Genomic DNA, 19,678 nt, shown 5'->3' on the forward strand with positions numbered 1-19,678 from the left:
TGACCGGATCGCGGCACGGACCAGCCGATCCCGGCCGGTCCGCAATGAAAGGCCGGCCGCCACAAGCGCCGGCCTTTTTCCGTTCCGAACTCCACGCCCCGGATTCCGATCATGAGCACGATGTCCACCGCCCCGCACTCCGTTCATCCGCGCGACGCGCTTTTCGATGCCGGCGAGCTGCTGCCGGCCGACCTGCCGGTCTGCGACCACTATGCCGGCGTCGAGGTGCGCATGCGCAAGAGCCTGGAGCTGCAGGCTGAAATGGGGCCGGTCTTCGACATCACGCTCGATGGCGAGGACGGCGCGCCGGTCGGCGGCGAACTCGAGCATGCGCAGCTGATCGCCGAGATGATCGACTCGGGTGCCAACCGCTTCGACCGGGTCGGTGCGCGGGTGCAGACCGTCGACCATCCGGCCTTCGAGGCGATGGTCGACGCCATCGTCGCCCGCGCCGGCGCGCGGGTGGCCTACATCATGGTGCCCAAGCCGCGCGGCCTGGCCGATGTCGAGCGTGCGGTCGCCGCGATCGACGACGCCATTGCCCGCCACGGCCTCCAACGGGCGATTCCGGTGCATGCGCTGGTCGAGACGCACGGTGCGCTGCGCGAGGTGCAGGCGCTGGCGGCGCATCCGCGCATCGAGTCGCTGTCCTTCGGCCTGATGGACTTCGTCTCCGACCACCGCGGCGCCATCCCGCAGAGCGGCATGTCGGTCAAGGGCCAGTTCGAGCATCCGCTGGTGATGCGCGCCAAGCTGGAGATCTCGGCGGCCTGCCACGGCTGGGGCAAGGTGCCCTCGCACTGCGTCGTCACCGAGTTCAAGCATCTCTCGGCGCTGGAGGCGGCGGCGACCCAGGCCTGCCGCCAGCTCGGCTACACCCGGATGTGGAGCATTCACCCGGACCAGATCCGCACCATCGTCGACGCCTTCTCGCCGACCACCGCCGAGGTCGATCAGGCCGCCGAGATCCTGCTGGCCGCGCAGGCCGCCGGCTGGGGGCCGATCCGCCATCGGCATCACGGCCAGGACACGCTGCACGACCGCGCCAGCTTCCGCTACTTCTGGCATGTGCTCGAGCGCGCGCATCGCACCGGCCCGCTGCCGGCCGAGATCGAGCGCCGGTTCTTTGCCCGTGCCTGAGCGGCCCCGAGGCAGGGCGGGCGCCTGTCACGCCTGGTCGCGTTCCCGGCTGTAAAGCACGGATCGACACGGGCGGGCTTGGGCACAATTCCGGCCTTTGAAGCTGCCTGTCCCGGAGTTCCCGATGTCCCTGTCCGCCCACCGCCCCCTTGTCCTGGCCCTGTTCGGTGCCGCCTGCCTGATCGGCAGCCTGCCGGCCAGCGCCTCCACCGCCGCGAAGAAGAAGCCGGCCGCGCCGGTCGAGGCGCCGCTGGCCGATCTGGCGCCCGAGCAGGTCGCCAACGCCGAGCGCGTGCATGTCGGCGACCAGGACTGCGAGTTCCGCCAGCAGGTCAAGGTGCAGCGCCACCAGGCCAAGGACGGCTATTTCCACCTGAACTTCAAGGGCAAGCAGTACACGATGGCGCCGGAGCCGACCACCACCGGCGCAGTCCGCCTCGAAGACAAGAAGAACGGTCTGGTCTGGATCCAGATCGCCAACAAGTCGATGCTGATGAATGCCCGGGCCGGTCAGCGCCTGGTCGACGAGTGCGTGCATCCGAACCAGAAGATGCCGCAGTCCGCGCCGGCTCCGGCGGTGCCGGTCGATCCGGTCACCTCGGCGGTCTCGGCGGCTGAACCGGTGGCGCAGGCCCGCTGAGGTGTTGCAGTGACACCCCTCGATCCCGATCTGATCCATCCCGCCTCTTGGCAAGTCTTATATAAGACATAAAATACCGGACTAACCCCAGCCCAGGGTCACCCGGCCCGACAGTCGGCCGGGGCACCGCCACACCGCACGGAGCTCTTCATGCTGCAAGCCTATCGCCAACACGTCGCCGAACGCGCCGCCCTCGGCATTCCGCCGCTCGCACTCGATGCCAAGCAGGTCGCCGAACTGATCGAGCTGATCAAGAACCCGCCGGCCGGCGAGGAGGCGTTCCTGGTGGAGCTGCTGACGCACCGCGTGCCCCCGGGCGTGGACGATGCCGCCAAGGTCAAGGCCAGCTTCCTGGCGGCGGTTGCCCATGGCGAGCTGTCGGTCGCGCTGGTCAGCAAGGCCAAGGCCACCGAGCTGCTCGGCACCATGGTCGGCGGCTACAACGTGCAGCCGCTGATCGAGCTGCTCGACGACGCCGAAGTCGCCGGCATCGCCGCCGACGGTCTGAAGAAGACCCTGCTGATGTTCGACTACTTCAACGACGTCGCCGCCAAGGCCACGGCAGGCAATGCCAAGGCCCAGGAAGTGATGCAGTCGTGGGCCGACGCCGAGTGGTTCACCAGCCGTCCGGAAGTGCCGAAGTCGATCACCGTGACCGTGTTCAAGGTGCCTGGCGAGACCAACACCGACGACCTGTCGCCGGCTCCGGACGCCACCACCCGCCCGGACATCCCGATGCACTATCTGGCGATGCTGAAGAACACCCGTCCGGACGCGGCCTTCAAGCCGGAAGAGGATGGCAAGCGCGGCCCGATCCAGTTCATCGAGGACCTGAAGAAGAAGGGCAACCTCGTGGCCTATGTGGGCGACGTGGTGGGCACCGGCTCCAGCCGCAAGTCGGCCACCAACTCCGTGATCTGGGCGACCGGCCAGGACATTCCCTATGTGCCGAACAAGCGCTTCGGCGGCGTGACGCTGGGCGGCAAGATCGCCCCGATCTTCTTCAACACCCAGGAAGACTCCGGCTCGCTGCCGATCGAAGTCGATGTTTCCAAGCTGGAAATGGGTGACGTGATCGAGGTGCTGCCGTACGACGGCAAGATCACCAAGGCCGGCGAGACCGTCGCCGAGTTCTCGCTGAAGAGCGACGTGCTGCTCGACGAAGTGCGCGCCGGTGGCCGCATCAACCTGATCATCGGCCGCTCGCTGACCGCCAAGGCCCGCGAGGCGCTGGGTCTGCCGGCCTCGACGCTGTTCCGTCTGCCGAAGGCTCCGGCCGCCAGCACGGCCGGCTTCACGCTGGCGCAGAAGATGGTCGGCCGCGCCTGCGGCCTGCCGGAAGGCCAGGGCGTGCGCCCGGGCACCTACTGCGAGCCGAAGATGACCACCGTGGGTTCGCAGGACACCACCGGCCCGATGACCCGCGACGAGCTGAAGGACCTGGCCTGCCTGGGCTTCTCGGCCGATCTGGTCATGCAGTCCTTCTGCCACACCGCCGCCTATCCGAAGCCGGTGGACGTGAAGACGCACCGCGAGCTGCCCAAGTTCATGGCCAACCGCGGCGGCGTGGCGCTGCGCCCGGGCGACGGCGTGATCCACAGCTGGCTGAACCGCCTGCTGCTGCCCGACACCGTTGGCACCGGCGGCGACAGCCACACCCGCTTCCCGATCGGCATCTCCTTCCCGGCCGGTTCGGGCCTGGTGGCCTTCGGCGCCGCCACCGGCGTGATGCCGCTCGACATGCCCGAGTCGGTGCTGGTGCGCTTCAAGGGCCAGATGCAGCCCGGCGTCACGCTGCGTGACCTGGTGCATGCCATCCCGCTGTACGCGATCAAGGCCGGTCTGCTGACCGTGGCCAAGGCCGGCAAGAAGAACATCTTCTCGGGCCGCATCCTGGAAATCGAAGGTCTGCCCGACCTGAAGGTGGAACAGGCCTTCGAGCTGTCCGACGCCTCGGCCGAGCGCTCGGCCGCCGGCTGCACGATCAAGCTCAACAAGGAGCCGGTGCAGGAGTACCTGAAGTCGAACATCGTTCTGATGAAGAACATGATCGCCGACGGTTACCAGGACGCGAAGACCCTGGCGCGCCGCATCGAGAAGGTCGAGGCCTGGCTGGCCAAGCCCGAGCTGCTCGAAGCCGACAAGGACGCCGAATACGCCGCCGTGATCGAGATCGACCTGGCCGAGATCACCGAGCCCATCGTCTGCTGCCCGAACGATCCGGACGACGCCAAGTTCCTGTCCGAAGTCGCCGGCACCAAGATCGACGAGGCCTTCATCGGCTCGTGCATGACCAACATCGGTCACTTCCGCGCTGCAGCCACCGTGCTGGGCGGCGCGCGCGACATCCCGGTCAAGCTGTGGGTGGCACCGCCGACCAAGATGGACGCGGCCGAGCTGACCAAGGAAGGCCATTACGCCAACTTCGGCGCCGCCGGTGCCCGCACCGAAATGCCCGGCTGCTCCCTGTGCATGGGCAACCAGGCCCAGGTGCGCGAAGGCGCGACGGTGATCTCCACCTCGACCCGCAACTTCCCCAACCGCCTGGGCAAGAACACCAACGTGTTCCTGGGCTCGGCCGAGCTGGCCGCCGTGGCCTCCAAGCTGGGCAAGCTGCCGACCAAGGAGGAATATCTGGCCGCCACTGGCGTGATCACCGCCAAGGCCGACCAGATCTACAAGTACATGAACTTCGACCAGATCGAGGAATATGTCGAGAACGCTAAGAGCGTGAACGCCTGAGGCCTGACACCGGTTCCCTGACCGATCCAGCCCGCCGGAGCCTCTGCCCGGCGGGCTTTTTCATTTCATTGGAACGGGCATGAGCCACGCAGACGGCAGCGCAGACCCCAGTGCAATCACATCGCCGCCCACCTCGCCGCGACTGCTGCCGCTGGGCGACGCCGCCTGGACGCTCGAATTCGGCCGCCGCCTCGATCCGGCGCTGGCCGAGCAGGTGGCGCGGCTGGCGGCGCGGGTGCGCGCGGCCCGGCTGCCCGGCGTGGTCGATCTGGTGCCGACGCTGCGTTCGCTGACGGTGCATTTCGAGCCCGAGGCGGTCGAGGCCGAGGCGCTGGGCGCGCAGCTGCTGGCGCTGGCCGGCGCGCCCGGCGCCGATCTGCCGGCCGGGCGCCACTGGCGGCTGCCGCTGTGCGCCGAGCCGGCCTTCGCGCCCGACCTGGCCGAGCTGGCCGAACGCGTGGGCCTGCGGCCCGAGGCGGTGATCGACGGCCTGTGCCGCGCGGTGCTGCGGGTCGGGCTGATCGGCTTCATGCCCGGATTTCCCTACCTGATCGGTCTGCCGCAGGCGCTACACCTGCCGCGTCGCGCCACGCCGCGCACCCGGGTGCCGGCGGGCTCGGTCGCGCTGGCGGCCGGCCTGTGCGGCGTCTATCCCTGGGACAGCCCGGGCGGCTGGTGGCTGGTCGGGCATCTGCCGCTGCCGCTGTTCGAGGCGGATCATCCGCAGGCGCCGGCCTGGCTGGCAGCCGGCGACCGGCTGAGCTGGCAGCCGGTCGATGCGCCGACCCACGCGGCGCTGGCGGCCGACTGGGCCGCCGGGCGGCTGCGGCGCGAGGACTTCCTGATGCCGGAGGACGCATGAACCCGGACGCGCATGACGGCCGCCTCGAGGTGGTCCGCGGCGGTGCCGGCTGCACGGTGCAGGATGCCGGCCGCGTCGGTCATCGCCATGAGGGCGTGGCGCTGTCGGGCTGGCTGGACGGCTGGATGGCGGGCGCGGCCAATGCGCTGGCGGGCAACCTGCCGCAGGCGGCCTGCCTGGAATGGCGCGGTCCTGCGCTGCGGCTGCGGGTAGCGCAGGGGCCGGTGCGGGTGGCGGTGGCGGGCGGCGCCGCCGCCTGGGCCCCCGACGCGCAGGCGCGCCCGCAGCCGCTGCCGCCCTGGCAGAGCGTGCTGCTGGAGGAGGGCGCGATGCTGGATCTGGCGGCGCTGTCCGGTGGCTGCGCCTGGATGGCGGTCAGCGGCGGGGTGCGGGTGGCGCCGGTGCTGGGCAGCCGCGCGACCCATCTGCGCACCCGCATGGGCGGGCTGGACGGGCGCATGCTGCAGCCGGGCGATGCTTTCGGCTGCAGCGCGCTGGCGCCGCAGGACCGGCGGCTGTGGTGCGCGGCGGCCGCGCCGGACTGGCTGGAGGCCGGGCCGATCCGCGTGCTGCCCGGTCCGCAGCAGGATCATTTCTCTGCCGAGGCCTGGGCGCGGCTGCTGGCCAGTGCCTGGCAGGTCACGCCGGCGCTTGATCGCATGGGCCTGCGTCTGGCCGGGCCGGCGCTGGCGCATGTCGATGCGGCGGCGGCCGACATCGTCTCCGACGGCGTGGTGCCCGGCGCGATCCAGGTGCCGGCCGACGGCCAGCCGATCGTGCTGCTGGCCGATGCGCAGACCGTCGGCGGCTACCCGAAGATCGCCACCGTCATCCGCGCCGATCTGCCGCGGCTGGCGCAGGCGCGCCCGGGCGAGCGGCTGACCTTCGCCGCGGTCGACGGGGCCGGCGCCCGTGCGGCCCTGGCTCGGCTGCGTGTGCGCTGGCAGGCCTGGTGCGCGGCGCTGCGGCCGGCGCGTCCGCCCGGCGGCATCGACGAGCAGGCGCTCTACCGCGACAACCTGATCTCCGGCATGCTGCGCGCCGAGCCCTGAACCTTCTCCTTCCTTGCCTCGACCGACCATGAGCCTGCCTGCCAGCGTGGACCTGAATGCCGATCTCGGCGAGAGCTTCGGTGCCTGGACGATGGGCGACGACGACGCGATGCTGGCGCGGGTCAGCAGCGCCAACATCGCCTGCGGCTTCCATGCGGGCGATCCGCTGGTGATGCGCCGCACGGTGCGCCGGGCGCTGGCCGGCGGCGTCGCGCTGGGCGCGCATCCGTCCTTCCCGGACCTGCAGGGCTTCGGCCGGCGCCGGATGGACCTGGCGCCGGACGAGCTGGAGGCGATGCTGATCTACCAGATCGGCGCGCTGCAGGCGCTGGCCGCGGCCGAGGGCGGCCGGGTGCGCCATGTCAAGCCGCATGGCGCGCTGAGCAATCTGGCCTGCGCGGACGAGGCGCTGGCCGACACGGTGGCGCGCGCGGTGCGCGTGCTCGACCGCGAGCTGGTGCTGCTGGCGCCGGCCTGCTCGGCGCTGGCCCGCGCCGGCGAGCGCGCCGGGCTGGCGGTGGCCCACGAGATCTTTGCCGACCGCGCCTATCGGCCCGACGGCCAGCTGGTGCCGCGCCGCCAGCCCGGCGCGATGATCCACGGCGCCGAGGCCTGCCGGGCGCATGTGCTGGCGATGCTCGAGGCCGGCGCGCTGATCGCGATCGACGGCCATCGGCTGCCGACGCCGATCGACAGCATCTGCGTTCACGGCGACGGACCGGACGCGGTGGCCGCGGCCGACGCGATCCGCGCCGGTCTGGCAGCCGCTGGCGTGGCGGTGCGCGCCTTCTAGCGCGGACTCAGCGCGCGCCCTGCAGCCGCAGCGTCTCGCCGTGCTTCAGCACGGTGAAGGCCTCGTCGGCCAGGCCGAGCTGGCGCCGCGCCGCGGCCAGGTCGCGCGGCGCCTGGTCCAGCGGCTCGTCGCACAGGCCCTCGAAGGTGCCCCAGTGCACGCCGACCGAGCGCCGGGCGCCCAGGTCGAGATGGGTCTGCGCCGCGTCGGCCGGATTGACATGCTGCGCGCGCATGAACTCGCGCGGCTCGTAGCAGCCGACCGGGATCAGCGCCAGGTCGAAGCTGCCGCGGTGGGCGAGATGCCGGCGGATGTCGGCGAAATCGCCGCTGTAGCCGGTGTCGCCGGTGTAGATCAGCCGGAATTCCGGCGCCAGCACCGCGAATCCGCCCCAGAGGGTCTGCTGCCGGTCGAAGGGCGTGCGGCTGGACCAGTGCCGGGCGGGTGTCAGCATGAACTCGACGCCGCGCTCGACATGCGACTGCCACCAGTCCAGCTCGACCACCCGCAGTCCGGCCAGGCCCAGGTCGTCGAACCAGGCCTTGAGCTTCAGCGGCACGATGAACAGCGGCGCGCCGCCCGGCTGCGCCGCCAGCGCCCGCACCGAGGCCTCGTCGAGGTGGTCATAGTGGTTGTGCGAGACCAGCACCACGTCGATGTGCGGCAGCTGCGCGGGGGTGAGCGGCAGCGCGCCGACCCGCTTCGGCCCGGCCCAGGACACCGGCGAGGCGCGCTCGGAGAACTGCGGGTCGGTCAGCACCGCCAGGCCGCCGAGCCGCGCCAGCACCGTCGAGTGGCCGATCCAGGTGATGTTGGGCTCGGGCGCCTGCAGGTCGGGCGCGACCACCGGAAGCGGCGGCTGCGGGCGCGGCGGATCCCGGCGGCTCAGCTGCCAGCGCCAGACCTCCCACTGCGACTTGTCGATGGTGCTGCCGTCGCGGTTGCGAAAGCCCTCGGCGGTGTGGTGGGCGGGCGGCGTGGCGACGGCCGGCGCGTGCTCCCGGTCGCCGGCAGCGGCCCACCAGGCCGAACCCAGACCGAGTGCGGCCAGCAGTGCCAGGCCGGCCGGCCAGAGCCGACGTCGGCGGCGCTGCACGAAGATGAGGCGCTTCATCGGACGCGGCTCAGGTCACGCCGGATCACAGCATGCGCGCGATCAGCGCACCTTCGCTCGGCCCCTCCAGCGGCACCCAGACCCGCACCGGGCTGCCCGGGGCGACCTCGACCGGTGCGCCCTCCAGGCTGGTCATGCGTTCGAGCCTGACGCGGCGGTTGCCCGAGGGGTGGATGATCTCGAGCGTGTCGCCGACCGCGAAGCGGTTCTTGGTCTCGACCTCGGCCCAGCCGTCCTCGCGCACGCTCTTCACCTCGCCGACGAACTGGCTGCGGTGCGCGACCGAGTGGCCGGTGATGTAGTTCTGGTAGTCTTGGCTCGGGCGGCGCTCGAGCAGGCCGCCGGTGTAGCCGCGGTTGGCCAGGCCTTCGAGCTCGAGCAGCAGCTCGGGATTGAAGGGCCGGCCCGCCACCGCGTCGTCGATCGCGCGGCGGTAGACCTGCGCGGTGCGCGCGACGTAGTAGAGGCTCTTGGTGCGGCCTTCGATCTTCAGCGAGTCCACGCCGATCTTCGCCAGCCGGGCCACATGCTCGACCGCACGCAGATCCTTGCTGTTCATGATGTAGGTGCCGTGCTCGTCTTCCATGATCGGCATCAGCTGGCCCGGTCGCTCCTTTTCCTCGAGCAGGTAGACCCGGTCGGCCAGCGGATGGCGCGAGCCGCCGCCGCAGGTCGAGGTGGCGGCGAAGGCGCTCTCGGCCTCCTGCTGCGCGGCGGCGAAGTCGAAGTCGCTCTCCAGCTTCGTCGGCTGGGCGTCGCCTGCGTCGCTGGCCTGGTCGTCGGCGGCGTGGGTCTTGTAGTCCCAGCGGCAGGCGTTGGTGCAGGTGCCCTGGTTGGGGTCGCGGCGGTTGAAGTAGCCCGACAGCAGGCAGCGGCCCGAGTAGGCGATGCACAGCGCGCCATGCACGAAGACCTCCAGCTCCATGTCCGGGCAGTCCTGGCGGATCGATTCGATCTCGTCGAGGCTGAGCTCGCGCGACAGGATGATGCGGCTGATGCCGGCGCGCTGCCAGAACTTCACCGTCGCCGAGTTGGTGGTGTTGGCCTGCACCGAGAGGTGGATCGGCACCTCGGGCCACTTCTCGCGCACCTGCATGATCAGGCCGGGGTCGGCCATGATCAGCGCGTCGGGCTTGAGGTCGATGACCGGCTCGATGTCGCGCAGGTAGGTGCGCACCTTGTCGTTGTGCGCGATCAGGTTGCTGGTGACGAAGAACTTGCGGCCCCGGGCATGCGCCTCGGCGATGCCCTGGCCGATCTGTTCGAGCCGGAACTCGTTGTTGCGCGCTCGCAAGCTGTAGCGCGGCTGGCCGGCATAGACGGCATCGGCGCCGAAGTCGTAGGCGGCGCGCATCTTGGCGAGCGAGCCGGCGGGAAGCAGCAGTTCGGGGGAGAAGACGGGTTTCACCCCGCCATTGTCCACGCTGCGCGTGCCCGGGTGGCGTGCAGGGGGTCAGGCCGGCTGCTGGCGCTTGCGCTCGTCGGTCGCCTGCGGCGTGGCGCGGGCTGGCGCCAGCCGGGCCCAGGACGGGCGCTCGTACAGGAAGCCCAGGCCGATGCGGCGGGCGATCTCCGCCATCAGCACCGCGCCGCCGATGCAGCCCACCAGCGCCAGCGTGCCCACCAGGCTGTGCTGCTGGCCGATGGCCGAGCCGCGCAGCAGCGGCACCAGCACGATCATCGGCAGGTAGAAGCCGAGGTAGACGGTGATCGAGGTGCGCCCCAGGTACTTCAGCAGACCGGCCCAGCGCTGCTCGCTCACCAGCGCGCTGATGACGACCACCGCGCTGATGCCGGCGAAGCCGAGCACGGTGGTGGCCAGGATGCTCTCGGTGAGCTGCAGCTTGACCAGCGTGCCGTTGATCAGCGCCCAGACCAGCACGATCGCCACCGCGCGGCGCCGGTGCGCACGCGCCCAGTCCGCCATCGCGAAGAAGCGGCCGGCGAAGACATGGCCGGCATAGAAATAGCCGAAATAGACCCCGAAGCGGTCGACGTGATAGATGCCGGTCTCCAGCGGAAAGAGCATCAGCAGCAGGGCCGCGGGCATCAGCAGCCAGACCGGCACCCGGCGCAGCAGCCGGGTGGCGACGAAGTAGACCGACAGCATCATCACGAACCACAGCATCTGGAAGGGGTCGTAGAGCCGCCAGGCCAGAGCGGTCAGGGCTTCGGTCGCGGTGGCCGGCGTGTCATGGCCGAGCAGCCAGGTCGCCGGCACCACGATCAGCGTCCACAGCACGAAGAAATACAGATAGTGGACGACCTTGGTGTCCAGATAGTGGCGCCAGGGCCGGTCGATCACCCGCGACAGGAACAGGCCCGAGATCAGGAAGAAGTCGGGCATCCGGAACGGCTTGGCGAAGACCGCGAAATAGCCCAGCCAGCCGGCTTCGCCCCGGTTGACATAGCCCTGCATCTCGCCGACCACCCACATCGTCACCACCGCGACAATGCAGAAACCCTTGGCGAAGTCCACCCAGTCGTGACGACTGCGATGCCCGCCCGAGGTGTTGCCATTGCCCTGTCCAGCCATCTTTTCTCTCCTGGCGCTGCGGCCATCGGTTTCAGTCCGAGGCCAAGTCTAGGAGTCGAAATCCGCGCCGATCACCTCGCCCGCAGGATCGCGGGGTGAGGCAGATGTTTCCGCAAGTGATTGATCTGATGGATGTTTTCAGGGTGCCGTCAGTCCGGCTTCAGCGTGTCTTCAGCTTGGTTTGAATTGGTACCGCTGGGTCTCTCTTTGCCGTGCCGGAAGTGGCAATCGCGTGCCAGAGATACAAAAAATCACTGTTTCACAAAGATGCACATGTTGCAGGCGCCGGGGGCCGGCCCCTGCACTTCAGGGGGTGCGCCCGATGCGAGAAAGCCACACCGCCATGCCCTGGGCATTGAGCTCGATGTCGAGCGCGAGCAGCTCGTGGGCGCGCGCGGGGCTCACCGGACAGCCGGCGGCCAGCGCGGACGCGACCAGCGTCGCGGCGACCTGCTCCTTCAGCGCGGCCAGCCGGGCGGGCGCGTCGTCGGGCAGGCGCGCCAGCAGGGCCAGGCCGTCGGCCTCGAAGCGATCCAGCGTGGCGAGGAACTGCGCCGCCAGCCGCTCGACGCCGCCGACCCGGCCGAAGTGGGTCGGGTACAGGCACTGCGGCTGCATCGCCATCATTCGCTGCACCGAGCTGCGCAGCGCCTCGGGCTCGAACTGCACCGGCGTCGTGCTCGGAAAGATCCAGGCGCCGTCCGCGCCATCGAACTCGCGGTAGCTGATGCCGAAGGTGTCGCCGGTGAACCAGCCGCGGCTGCGTTCGTCCCAGATGCAGTGGTGGTGGCGCGCATGCCCGGGCGTGTCGATCAGCAGCAGCTCGCGCGAGCCGAGCGGGATGCGCTGGCCGTCATGGCTCTCGACGACGCGTGCGGCCTCGATCGGCTCGATCGTGCCGTAGGTCTGGCGCACCACCTCGACGCCGTAGACGGCGCGTGCGCCCTCGACCAGCGCGGCCGGGTCGATCAGGTGCCGGGCGCCGCGCGGATGGATCAGCGCACGGGCGCCGGGCAGATGGCGCATCAGCAGGCCGGCGCCGCCGGCATGGTCCAGATGCACATGGGTCGGGATGACCCAGTCGACCGCCTCGCGCGGCAGGCCGATGGCGTCGAGCGCCTCGAGCAGCCGCGGCACCGCGGCGTTGTGGCCGGTGTCGATGAAGGCGGCGCGGCCGGTGTCGACGATCAGGTAGGCGGCATCGAAGTCCTCGCGCTCGAAGCCGGTGTCGATCGCGAAGATGCCGTGGCCGAGGTCGGTGGTGTGCGTGGGCAGGTTCATGGGTGGGCGGCGGAGGTGACTGTTGAAACAGCATGCCACGCACGCGCCGGCGCGGCTGTCACTCTCGCTAAGCTGCCGGCATGACGCTGTTTCCCGGTCCTGTCCTGTCGATCCTGATGCTGGTGGCCGGTGCCGCCGTGGCCGCGCCGCCGGGCGACGTGCCGCATGCCGCCGAGGTCGGCGCGGATGCTGGCGTGAAGGACTGGCAGGGCACGCCCTACCAGAGCGGCGGCGACGGCGCCGAGTCGCGCATGGTGCTCGATCGCCGGCTGCGCCAGTTCAATCTGCGCATCCTGCTCTCGGAGGGGCGGCGCTCTTCCTATGTCGCGGGGGCCGAGCTGTCCATCGTCGATGCGCGTGGGCAGGAGCGGCTGCGCCTGGCGGATGCCGGCCCCTATGTCGATGTGCGCCTGCCGGCCGGGCGCTACACCGTGCAGGCCCGCAGCGGTGGCCACAGCCGCCAGGCGGTGGTGCAGATCGGCACCGCTGCGCTGGCACGGCTGCATCTGCACTGGCCGGGATCTCAGGACGAGGCGGCGCCGGCGGCCGGCCCGGGCGCGCTGCCCTGATCCTCGCCGGCCGCGGGCACCGGCCCGAGCTGCAGCTCGATCTCCAGCCGTGCCGCCACATCGCGGCCGTCCCGCCGGGCCGGCAGGAAGCGGGTGGCCTCGAACATGCGCTGCAGCGCCGGCAGCGCGACCGTGTCGATCGGCTCGATCTGCAGCACCTCCAGGCCGACCAGCCGGCCCGAGGCATCGATGTCCAGCGCCAGGCGCAAGGGCAGTCCGCTGAGCGGCTGAGCGGCCAGCGCCTCGAGCAGCGTGGTGTCGGGCGCCGAGACCGGCCGCGGCGGCAGATCGAGCCCGGCGACGGCGGTTTCCGGCGCGGCGTGGCGTGGTGGCGGGGCTTCTGGCCGCGTGCTCGGCGGCGTGGCCGTCGCGGGCATCTCCGCTGGCCGATCCGCTGGCCGATCCGCTGGCCTCTCGGATGGCTGTGGGGGCGTCGCTGCCAGCCGGATCTGCAGCGGCCGGGACGCGGTGTCCGGCCCCGCCGGCCGCGGCTGCTCTGGCGGCGGTGGCATCGGATGAGGGACCAGCTGCAGCACCAGCAGGTGCAGCAGCAGCACCGGCGCGCCCAGCAGCAGGCCGGACGGCCTCATTGCTGCATCGGCACTTCGCGCCAGTTCAGCCGGCGCAGCGTGCCGCCGCGGCCGAAGGTGCCGGGCTGGTTGCTCACGCCGCCGCCGCTGCGTCCGGCCACCAGCCGCACCTTGCCGCCGATGTTCTTGAAGCTGATGTCCGAGGCCAGTCCGTCGCTGGAGGCGCTCAGCGCGACCGCGTTGCCGCTGCTGTCGGTCAGCATGCTCCTGCCGTCGGCGAAGCTGACCGCCAGCACCCGGCTGGTGCCGGAAGGCGTGCAGGCATCGCCGCCGGGCAGGTTCAGCGCCACGCCGACCAGGCCCTGGGTGACGGTCGGCGCGAGGGTCACGCGCTCGGCGATGCCGGTCGGGCCGCTGCCCAGGTCGCGGTACCAGCCCATCGGCGCGGTCGGCGCACTGCCGATGCCGACGAGCAGGTCGGTGTTGGCCGCCAGCTTGGCGCGGGTCACGGGGAAGCTCACGCCGGCCGGCAGGGTCGAGTCGGTGTACATCGCGCTGGCGGTGCCGTCGATGATCGCGTAGAAGGTCTGGGTCTGGGTGCTGGCGATGTCGCTGTCGGCCAGCAGCCGGCCGGTGCCGACCAGCAGGTAGCGCTTGCCGGAATTCGGCTCGACCATCACCCGCACCGGCGTGGTCACCGGCTGGCCGATGCCCGAGGCATCGGTCAGCCGCGCGAACTTCAGCGCCGCGGGATAGCTGCCGCTGGCACGGCTGACATCGATGCGCCAGAGGTTGCCCTGCAGGTCGCCGGCGTAGAGCGCGGTGGCGGTGTAGTCGGTCAGGTCCGGGATGAAGGCGGTGACATGCGCGACGTCGTAGGGCGCGGCCAGCGTGCTGCCCGAGAGCGTGATCTTCTCGTAGAGCGCACCGGTCTTCGGGTTGAGCAGGTGGATCGAGGCGCTGCCGTCGGGCGTGTTGTAGCCGGAGGCGATGACCACGGTCCAGCCGTACTTGGCGGTCTTGACCACCCGCGCGTCGCCGTGACCGTAGCCCAGCGAGGCGTCGGTGTATTCCCACAGCACCTTGGAGGCGACCACCTCCTCGCTGGTCCAGCTGTCGGGCTGGGTCACGTCGATCGCGTAGTAGCCGCGGCCGCCGCTGCCCAGGCCGCCGATCAGGATGGTGCGCCAGTCCGAGGTGGTCGCCGCCGGCGAGGCGCCGCCGACGCGGGCGAAGTCGACGTCGAAGGCCAGCGGCGTGGCGTCGACATACGGGCGGTGCTCGTAGGACGGATTGCCCAGCGCGGCCAGGCCGCGGGTCGCGGCGGTGCTGCTGCTGCCGTAGACGAAGCTGGGCACATAGGCGAACAGCTCGGTGCCGGCGGTGGTGCCGCTCAGGCTGCCGTCGAAGGCATGCATCATGCCGTCGTTGGCGCCGACATAGACGACGGTGCGCCTTGCCGAGAGGCTGCGCCGGAAGGTGTTGTAGCCCGGATTGGTGGCGTCGAAGTAGGGCGCCGAGGGCGCGCCGACCGCGTTGACCTTCGAGTTGACGATGTCGCCCAGCACCGCGCTGCGGCTGCGGTACACGCCGCCGGCGGACTGCTCGCGGGTGCGGTCGCCGCGCAGATAGTCCAGGAAGTTCGCCGCCGACTGCGCGGTGGCCTCCACCCCCGGCACCGCGGAGAACGAGGCGTAGTAGGTGCGCGGCGACAGGGCCGCCGCGCCCAGGCTGGCGCTGCGAAAGGGCAGGGCGGTGCCGGTGACGGTGCAGCAGGTCACGATCCTGCGGTTCGTCGGCAGGGTCGAGGCCAGCCGCGTGCGCGCGTTCCAGACCTCGGTGGACGAGGGCGTGCCATCGCTGGCGTAGCTGACCGACAGCCCCAGCAGCGTGCCGGTCCAGGTGCTCGGATCGTAGCTGGCCGCGTAGCTGGCGTTGCCGCTGGTCGCCTCGTTCAGCGAGGTCGACGCGAAGGCGGTCGAGGTGGCGGCCGAGGCCTGCTGGGCGATCTTCGCGAAGGCCTTGGTCAGGCCGGAGACCATCTGCGCGGCCAGGCCGCCGGTGTAGTAGTTGTCCGGGCGCAGGTTCGAGCCGACGGTGTCGGTGTTGGTGTACCAGGCGCTCTGCGGGAGCGTCGAGCTCGAATTGGTGCTGGCGTAGGGCTGGAAGCCGCCGGGCACCTCGAAGCCGCCGTACTTCGCGGCCAGCCAGAACTGGTTCCTGGGCAGGTAGTACTGGTTCTCCAGCACGTCGACCCAGAAGGTGTTGACCGTCTGCGCGCCGCTCAGGTCGCTGCGCAGGTCATTGGTGTGCGCGTGGTAGGCCAGGCCGGCGATGAAGTAGCTGTTGTTGCGTCCGGACGAGTAGCTGCCCAGGTTGGCGATGCCCTCGAGCTGGCCGACCATGTCGGTGGCCTTCTTGACGTCGATGCCGGTGTCGGCGGCGACCTCGGCAGGCAGGGCCGGCTCGGCGCTGGTGCGGATGGTGCTGCCCTGCAGGTTGGCATCGTTCCAGGTGTTGACGTCGCCGATGCCGATGATGAAGTTCTTCTGGCAGCTGTAGACGATCGGATCGTCCCAGCGGGTGATGACCGGGAAGCCGTCGATCACGTTGTTCAGCGCCGCGGTCGAGCCGATGCCGCTCAGGCTGCTGTAGGACGCCACCGGGCCGAGCTTGCGGTAGTAGCGCAGCCCGGCGTAGTACAGCTCGCCGAGCGGGTCGTAGCTCTTGTAGAGGCCGGTGGCCGAGCCGAAGCGGTTGAGGTAGTTCATGACGCCGCTGTACTGCAGCGTCGGCGTCAGCCCGGTCTGCGCCTGCGCGAAGGCGATGGTGGCGCTGGTGTCGGCGGTGTCGGGATTGGCCAGCATGATGCCGGTGCTGCCGTCCCACTCGGCCCGGCTGTTGCCGATCGCGCTCGAGCCGGGCACCGGCTGGGTCGGGCCGATGTACTTCATGCGCGCGCGCATCACGCCGCCGTCGCGGGCGCTGCTGTTGTCGTTCAGGTAGCCGAAGGCCGAGTAGCGCAGCTTCGAGGCGTACTTCTGCATCAGGCCTTCGGGCTTGTGGATGGGGCTGGCGGTGGTGCCGTACTTCGTGCAGTTGCTCTCCAGCCCGATCAGCGGATCGCAGACCTGGGGCTGGATGTAGATCCGGTAGGGCGTGCGGCTGGCGATCGTGCCGCCCAGCCCTGACTGGTTGCTGTAGTCGACGATCGCGGCCAGCGGGGCGCTGCAGCTGCCGGTCGCCGATCCGCTCGAGGGGCGGCTGATCGGACTGCTGGTGGCGCAGCTCACCGCGCTGCCCTGGGTGTTGGTGCAGCTGTAGCTGTATGAAGACCCGCCGTTGCTGGTGCTGCGCGTGCATGACAGGCTGTGCTGGGGCGTGCTCACGCTGCTGCTGCAGCTGGTCAGGCTGCCCATGCTGCAGCTCAGCGTGCGCATGCTGGTGGTGCACGAGGCCGAGCCGGTGCCGTCGGCATTGAGCGTGAAGGTGCACTCCAGCGCCGCATCGGTGCTGACCGTCATCGCCACGCCCTGGCCGTTGATCGCGGTGACGACCGCGGCCGAGGTGAAGGGCGTGGCGCCGCTGACGGTGGCCGCGGTGGGCGTGACCTTGTCGGGGAAGTAGCCCAAGCCGGGATGGCGGGTCTTCTGCAGGATGGTCTGCGTGGTGGTGTCGACCTTGCGCGTGCCGCCGGTCATGGCCCAGCGGAAGGCGTCGAGCGTCTGGGTCGAGGCCCAGTTCAGCCAGTTGCCGCTCCACAGCGGCAGCAGCGCGGTCGAGACGCAGGTGCGGGTGGCCGTCAGGCTGTAGGGGGCGAAGTGGCTGTCGGTCGGCGTCGTCGCGTTGTGCATGTAGCGGTAGCACTTGTCCGGATCGAAGTAGCCGATGTAGCTGGTGGCGCTGCTGTAGGCGCTGGTGTTGAGGTAGGCCGGCGTGCTGGCGGTCGGGAATTCGACCGACAGCGCCAGCAGCAGGTTGCCCGGCACGCTGGTTGCGGAGAACAGCGGTGCGTCGGCCAGATCGATGGCACGCGCCGGGGCAGGGGCCAGCGCGAGCAGGGCCAGCATCTGCAGCGGCGCGAGCAGGGCCGGCGCGATGCGGCGCCACCAGCGCGGGGATCGTTCGGCGGACATCATGGGGCGGCTCCGGAAAGGTCGTGCAGGCTCGGCGGGGTCATCGTGTCAGGGTGGTCTGGAAGAAGGCCTGGGTGCCGCGCGGGCCGGTGGCGCGCACGCTCACCCGCAGCACCGGCCGCACCTCGGACTTGACCAGGCGGTAGCGGTCGTCGGCGGCGCTGTCGAGCAGGCTGCTGTCGATCGCGCAGGCGGTGGCCAGCACCTCGCCTTCGGCCAGGCAGAGCCGGTCGATGACCCAGCGCACCGTCACGCCGCTGGCGCTGTCGACCAGATCGGCGCCGGTCATGCCGGCCGCGGCGAAGGCCGCGTCGCTCAGCAGCAGCGTCGGAATGCCCTGGGCATTGCTGGCCAGGCGGCGGGCGGAGTAGTTGGCCGAGCCCAGCGAACTCTGCCGGGCCGCCTCGGTCGACAGCGCGCCGCTGGCCAGCAGCAGCCGCGCCTGCGCGAAGCCGCGCTCGGCCTGGTTGATCAGGTCGCGGCGCTGGCCGTACTGACCGGCCTGCAGCAGCCCGACATCCAGCGCGCGGATCAGCGACAGCGCGCCCGCCAGCATGACCGCCAGCGCGATCAGCGTGAACAGCAGCGCCAGGCCCCGCATGCGGCGGCCGGGAAGACGGGGGCGGGCCTTCATTGCAGCATCAGCAGGTTGCGCATCGGCACGGTGATCTCCAGCGTGCGGTAGCGGAAGAGCCGCTCGGCCTTCGTCAGCGAGAGCGTCTGGCGCAGGCTACTGCCCAGATCGGCGAACAGGGTCAGCGTGGCGTCGGTGGGCGGCTTGTTCTCGTCGGCATCCGGGTCGGGTCGGGCCGAGCGCATCACCAGGCCGACGCGCATCGCCACGATGGTGCGAAGCCGTGCGTTGGCGGCAGCCGAGCCGTCCATCAGCGCGGCGATGGCGTAGTCGCCGCCGGCGGTGGTCCAGCGGTCGAGCACCCGGTCGCCATCGGTGTCGATGCCGTAGCGGGCATGCAGCGCGAACACGCCGTCGGCCAGGGCCTGCAGCGCCGGCGTGCTGGTCTGCAGCAGGTCGTAGGTGGCCAGCAGCCCGCCGTCGCCGACGCCGACGAGCTGCATCAGCGGCGGGTTGCCGTTGCCGACATGGCCGATCGCATGCGCGGTCGCCGAGACCGAGAAGCCGGTCAGCGCCGCGCTGTCGACGGTGGCGGCGTAGTAGGTGCCGGCCAGCGGCACGCTGCCGCGCCCGGCGCTGGCGTCGAAGCTGGCGGAGACCTCGCTGATCAGGCAGGGCGCGGTGCCGGTGGCTGCAGGCTGGCGGTCGCCGATCAGCAGCAGCGCGCCGCCGCTCAGGCCCACGGTGCTGTCGAGGTTCAGGGTGGTGGCGCTGGCATCGCCGGCGAAGCCCATCGGCATCTCGGACTGCCCGCTCTGGCCGCTCATCAGGATCAGCACATCGGAGGCGCGCCCGCTGAGATCGGGCGTGGTCTGGCCGGCGGCGATCAGCGCCGGCGCGAGCCGGAACACCCCGCTGCTGCCGGTGCTGACCGCGGCGAAGGGCGCCGGCAGCGGCGAGCCCGCCGGCCGCGGCAGGATCTGGGTGCCCGATCGCACCGCATGCAGCCGGCAGCCGAACAGGTGCGAGGCCGACTGCGCATAGCCCGAGCCGGCGCTGCGCAGCATCCGGTCGAGCTGCGACATCGCATGCGCGCCGACCTGCAGGGTGTCGCCGCCGTCGAGCGTGCGCCGACGGCTGGTCTCGCCGGCGCCCAGCACGCCCACCACCGCCAGCGTGATGAAGGCGCCGATCAGCAGCGCGACCAGCAGTTCGACCAGCGTCAGGCCGGCCTGATGCCCGCGCCGAGGCCGCTGTCCCGGACGTGATGTTCCTGCACTCATGGCAGCACCACCCGGGTCTGGTACTGGTGGCTGGCCAGCGCCGCATCGCGCGAGGGCGGACGCCAGCGCACGGTGATGGTGACGCCGCCGCCGCTGTCGGGCGTGCCTACCGTGCCGATCGCATTGGGCAGGCCGTGGGTGGCCGTGTCCTGCACCTGGGCCTGCCAGGTGGCGATCACGCTGGCCGGCAGGCTGACGCTGCCGCGCAGCCACATCTCGCTGCCGAGGCGCTCGGCCAGCAGCGCCGCGCGCAGCCGGTCCTCGGCATCGACCGCATGCTGCAGCGCCCGGCCATGCAGCGCGGCCAGCCCGAGCACGCCGATCGACAGCACCAGCAGCGCCACCAGCACTTCGATCAGCGAGACGCCCCGGGCCGGGCGGCGGCGTTCCGCGCCGGGGCGAGGGGAATGCATCGCGGAAGACATC

Annotated in this window: 16 protein-coding genes; 7 read left to right on the plus strand and 9 right to left on the minus strand. The window is 70.9% G+C overall.

Annotated elements, in window-relative coordinates:
- Positions 1-120: 120 nt before the first annotated feature.
- The 6 genes from NFT33_RS18880 (at position 121) to NFT33_RS18905 (ending at position 7,229) form a co-directional block, all read left to right on the plus strand.
- Positions 121-1,140 carry an HpcH/HpaI aldolase/citrate lyase family protein gene (locus NFT33_RS18880; RefSeq protein ID WP_220786233.1) on the plus strand — a complete coding sequence of 340 codons (1,020 nt, stop codon included), beginning with the start codon at positions 121-123 and terminating at the stop codon, positions 1,138-1,140.
- Between the two features lie 124 nt (positions 1,141-1,264).
- Positions 1,265-1,780 carry a hypothetical protein gene (locus tag NFT33_RS18885; protein ID WP_251677692.1) on the plus strand — a complete coding sequence of 172 codons (516 nt, stop codon included), beginning with the start codon at positions 1,265-1,267 and terminating at the stop codon, positions 1,778-1,780.
- A 150-nt stretch (positions 1,781-1,930) separates the two neighbouring features.
- The gene (gene acnB, locus NFT33_RS18890; RefSeq protein ID WP_251677693.1) at positions 1,931-4,522 is read left to right on the plus strand and encodes a bifunctional aconitate hydratase 2/2-methylisocitrate dehydratase; all 2,592 of its coding nucleotides are present in this window, start codon (positions 1,931-1,933) and stop codon (positions 4,520-4,522) included.
- A gap of 79 nt (positions 4,523-4,601) precedes the next feature.
- Positions 4,602-5,384 (plus strand): 5-oxoprolinase subunit B family protein, encoded by a 783-nt coding sequence (locus NFT33_RS18895; RefSeq protein ID WP_251677694.1) that lies wholly within the window; start codon positions 4,602-4,604, stop codon positions 5,382-5,384.
- Positions 5,381-6,436 (plus strand): 5-oxoprolinase subunit C family protein, encoded by a 1,056-nt coding sequence (locus NFT33_RS18900; RefSeq protein WP_251677695.1) that lies wholly within the window; start codon positions 5,381-5,383, stop codon positions 6,434-6,436. Before NFT33_RS18895 ends, NFT33_RS18900 begins: the two co-directional genes overlap by 4 nt.
- Before the next feature lie 28 nt (positions 6,437-6,464).
- Entirely contained in the window at positions 6,465-7,229 is a 765-nt protein-coding gene (locus tag NFT33_RS18905; protein WP_251677696.1) for a LamB/YcsF family protein, read from the plus strand.
- Positions 7,230-7,236: 7 nt separating this feature from the next.
- Here NFT33_RS18905 and NFT33_RS18910 read toward each other — a convergent pair whose 3' ends face one another.
- The 4 genes from NFT33_RS18910 to NFT33_RS18925 all read right to left on the minus strand — a co-directional run bounded on the left by NFT33_RS18910 (position 7,237) and on the right by NFT33_RS18925 (position 12,160).
- Complete coding sequence (locus NFT33_RS18910) at positions 7,237-8,343, minus strand: MBL fold metallo-hydrolase (protein ID WP_220786161.1); 1,107 nt, start codon at positions 8,341-8,343, stop codon at positions 7,237-7,239.
- A 25-nt stretch (positions 8,344-8,368) separates the two neighbouring features.
- The gene (trhP, locus tag NFT33_RS18915; RefSeq protein WP_259373351.1) at positions 8,369-9,751 is read right to left on the minus strand and encodes a prephenate-dependent tRNA uridine(34) hydroxylase TrhP; all 1,383 of its coding nucleotides are present in this window, start codon (positions 9,749-9,751) and stop codon (positions 8,369-8,371) included.
- A 45-nt stretch (positions 9,752-9,796) separates the two neighbouring features.
- Complete coding sequence (locus NFT33_RS18920) at positions 9,797-10,879, minus strand: acyltransferase family protein (protein WP_251677697.1); 1,083 nt, start codon at positions 10,877-10,879, stop codon at positions 9,797-9,799.
- 306 nt (positions 10,880-11,185) lie between these two features.
- Positions 11,186-12,160: an MBL fold metallo-hydrolase gene (locus tag NFT33_RS18925; RefSeq protein ID WP_251677698.1), complete on the minus strand. Its 975-nt coding sequence runs from the start codon at positions 12,158-12,160 to the stop codon at positions 11,186-11,188.
- An 80-nt stretch (positions 12,161-12,240) separates the two neighbouring features.
- Here NFT33_RS18925 and NFT33_RS18930 point away from each other — a divergent pair, with 80 nt between their 5' ends.
- Positions 12,241-12,729 (plus strand): hypothetical protein, encoded by a 489-nt coding sequence (locus tag NFT33_RS18930; protein WP_251677699.1) that lies wholly within the window; start codon positions 12,241-12,243, stop codon positions 12,727-12,729.
- On the opposite strand, the gene NFT33_RS18935 is transcribed toward NFT33_RS18930, so the two are convergent.
- The 5 genes from NFT33_RS18935 to pilV are packed head-to-tail and all read right to left on the minus strand — an operon-like array spanning position 12,684 to position 19,677.
- Positions 12,684-13,319 (minus strand): hypothetical protein, encoded by a 636-nt coding sequence (locus tag NFT33_RS18935; RefSeq protein ID WP_251677700.1) that lies wholly within the window; start codon positions 13,317-13,319, stop codon positions 12,684-12,686. The two genes, NFT33_RS18930 and NFT33_RS18935, sit on opposite strands and share 46 nt — an antisense overlap.
- Positions 13,316-17,398 (minus strand): pilus assembly protein, encoded by a 4,083-nt coding sequence (locus NFT33_RS18940; protein WP_251677701.1) that lies wholly within the window; start codon positions 17,396-17,398, stop codon positions 13,316-13,318. Before NFT33_RS18940 ends, NFT33_RS18935 begins: the two co-directional genes overlap by 4 nt.
- A gap of 37 nt (positions 17,399-17,435) precedes the next feature.
- Positions 17,436-18,029: a hypothetical protein gene (locus NFT33_RS18945; RefSeq protein WP_139330729.1), complete on the minus strand. Its 594-nt coding sequence runs from the start codon at positions 18,027-18,029 to the stop codon at positions 17,436-17,438.
- On the minus strand, positions 18,026-19,252 hold the full coding sequence (locus tag NFT33_RS18950; RefSeq protein ID WP_251677702.1) for a PilW family protein: 1,227 nt from the start codon (positions 19,250-19,252) through the stop codon (positions 18,026-18,028). The genes NFT33_RS18945 and NFT33_RS18950 overlap by 4 nt, the downstream gene beginning before the upstream one ends.
- Positions 19,249-19,677: a type IV pilus modification protein PilV gene (gene pilV / locus NFT33_RS18955; protein WP_251677703.1), complete on the minus strand. Its 429-nt coding sequence runs from the start codon at positions 19,675-19,677 to the stop codon at positions 19,249-19,251. The genes NFT33_RS18950 and pilV overlap by 4 nt, the downstream gene beginning before the upstream one ends.
- Position 19,678: the final 1 nt, after the last annotated feature.

This window comes from Sphaerotilus sp. FB-3 (assembly GCF_023706025.1).
In the GTDB taxonomy this organism is placed as follows: Bacteria; Pseudomonadota; Gammaproteobacteria; order Burkholderiales; family Burkholderiaceae_C; genus Sphaerotilus; species Sphaerotilus sulfidivorans.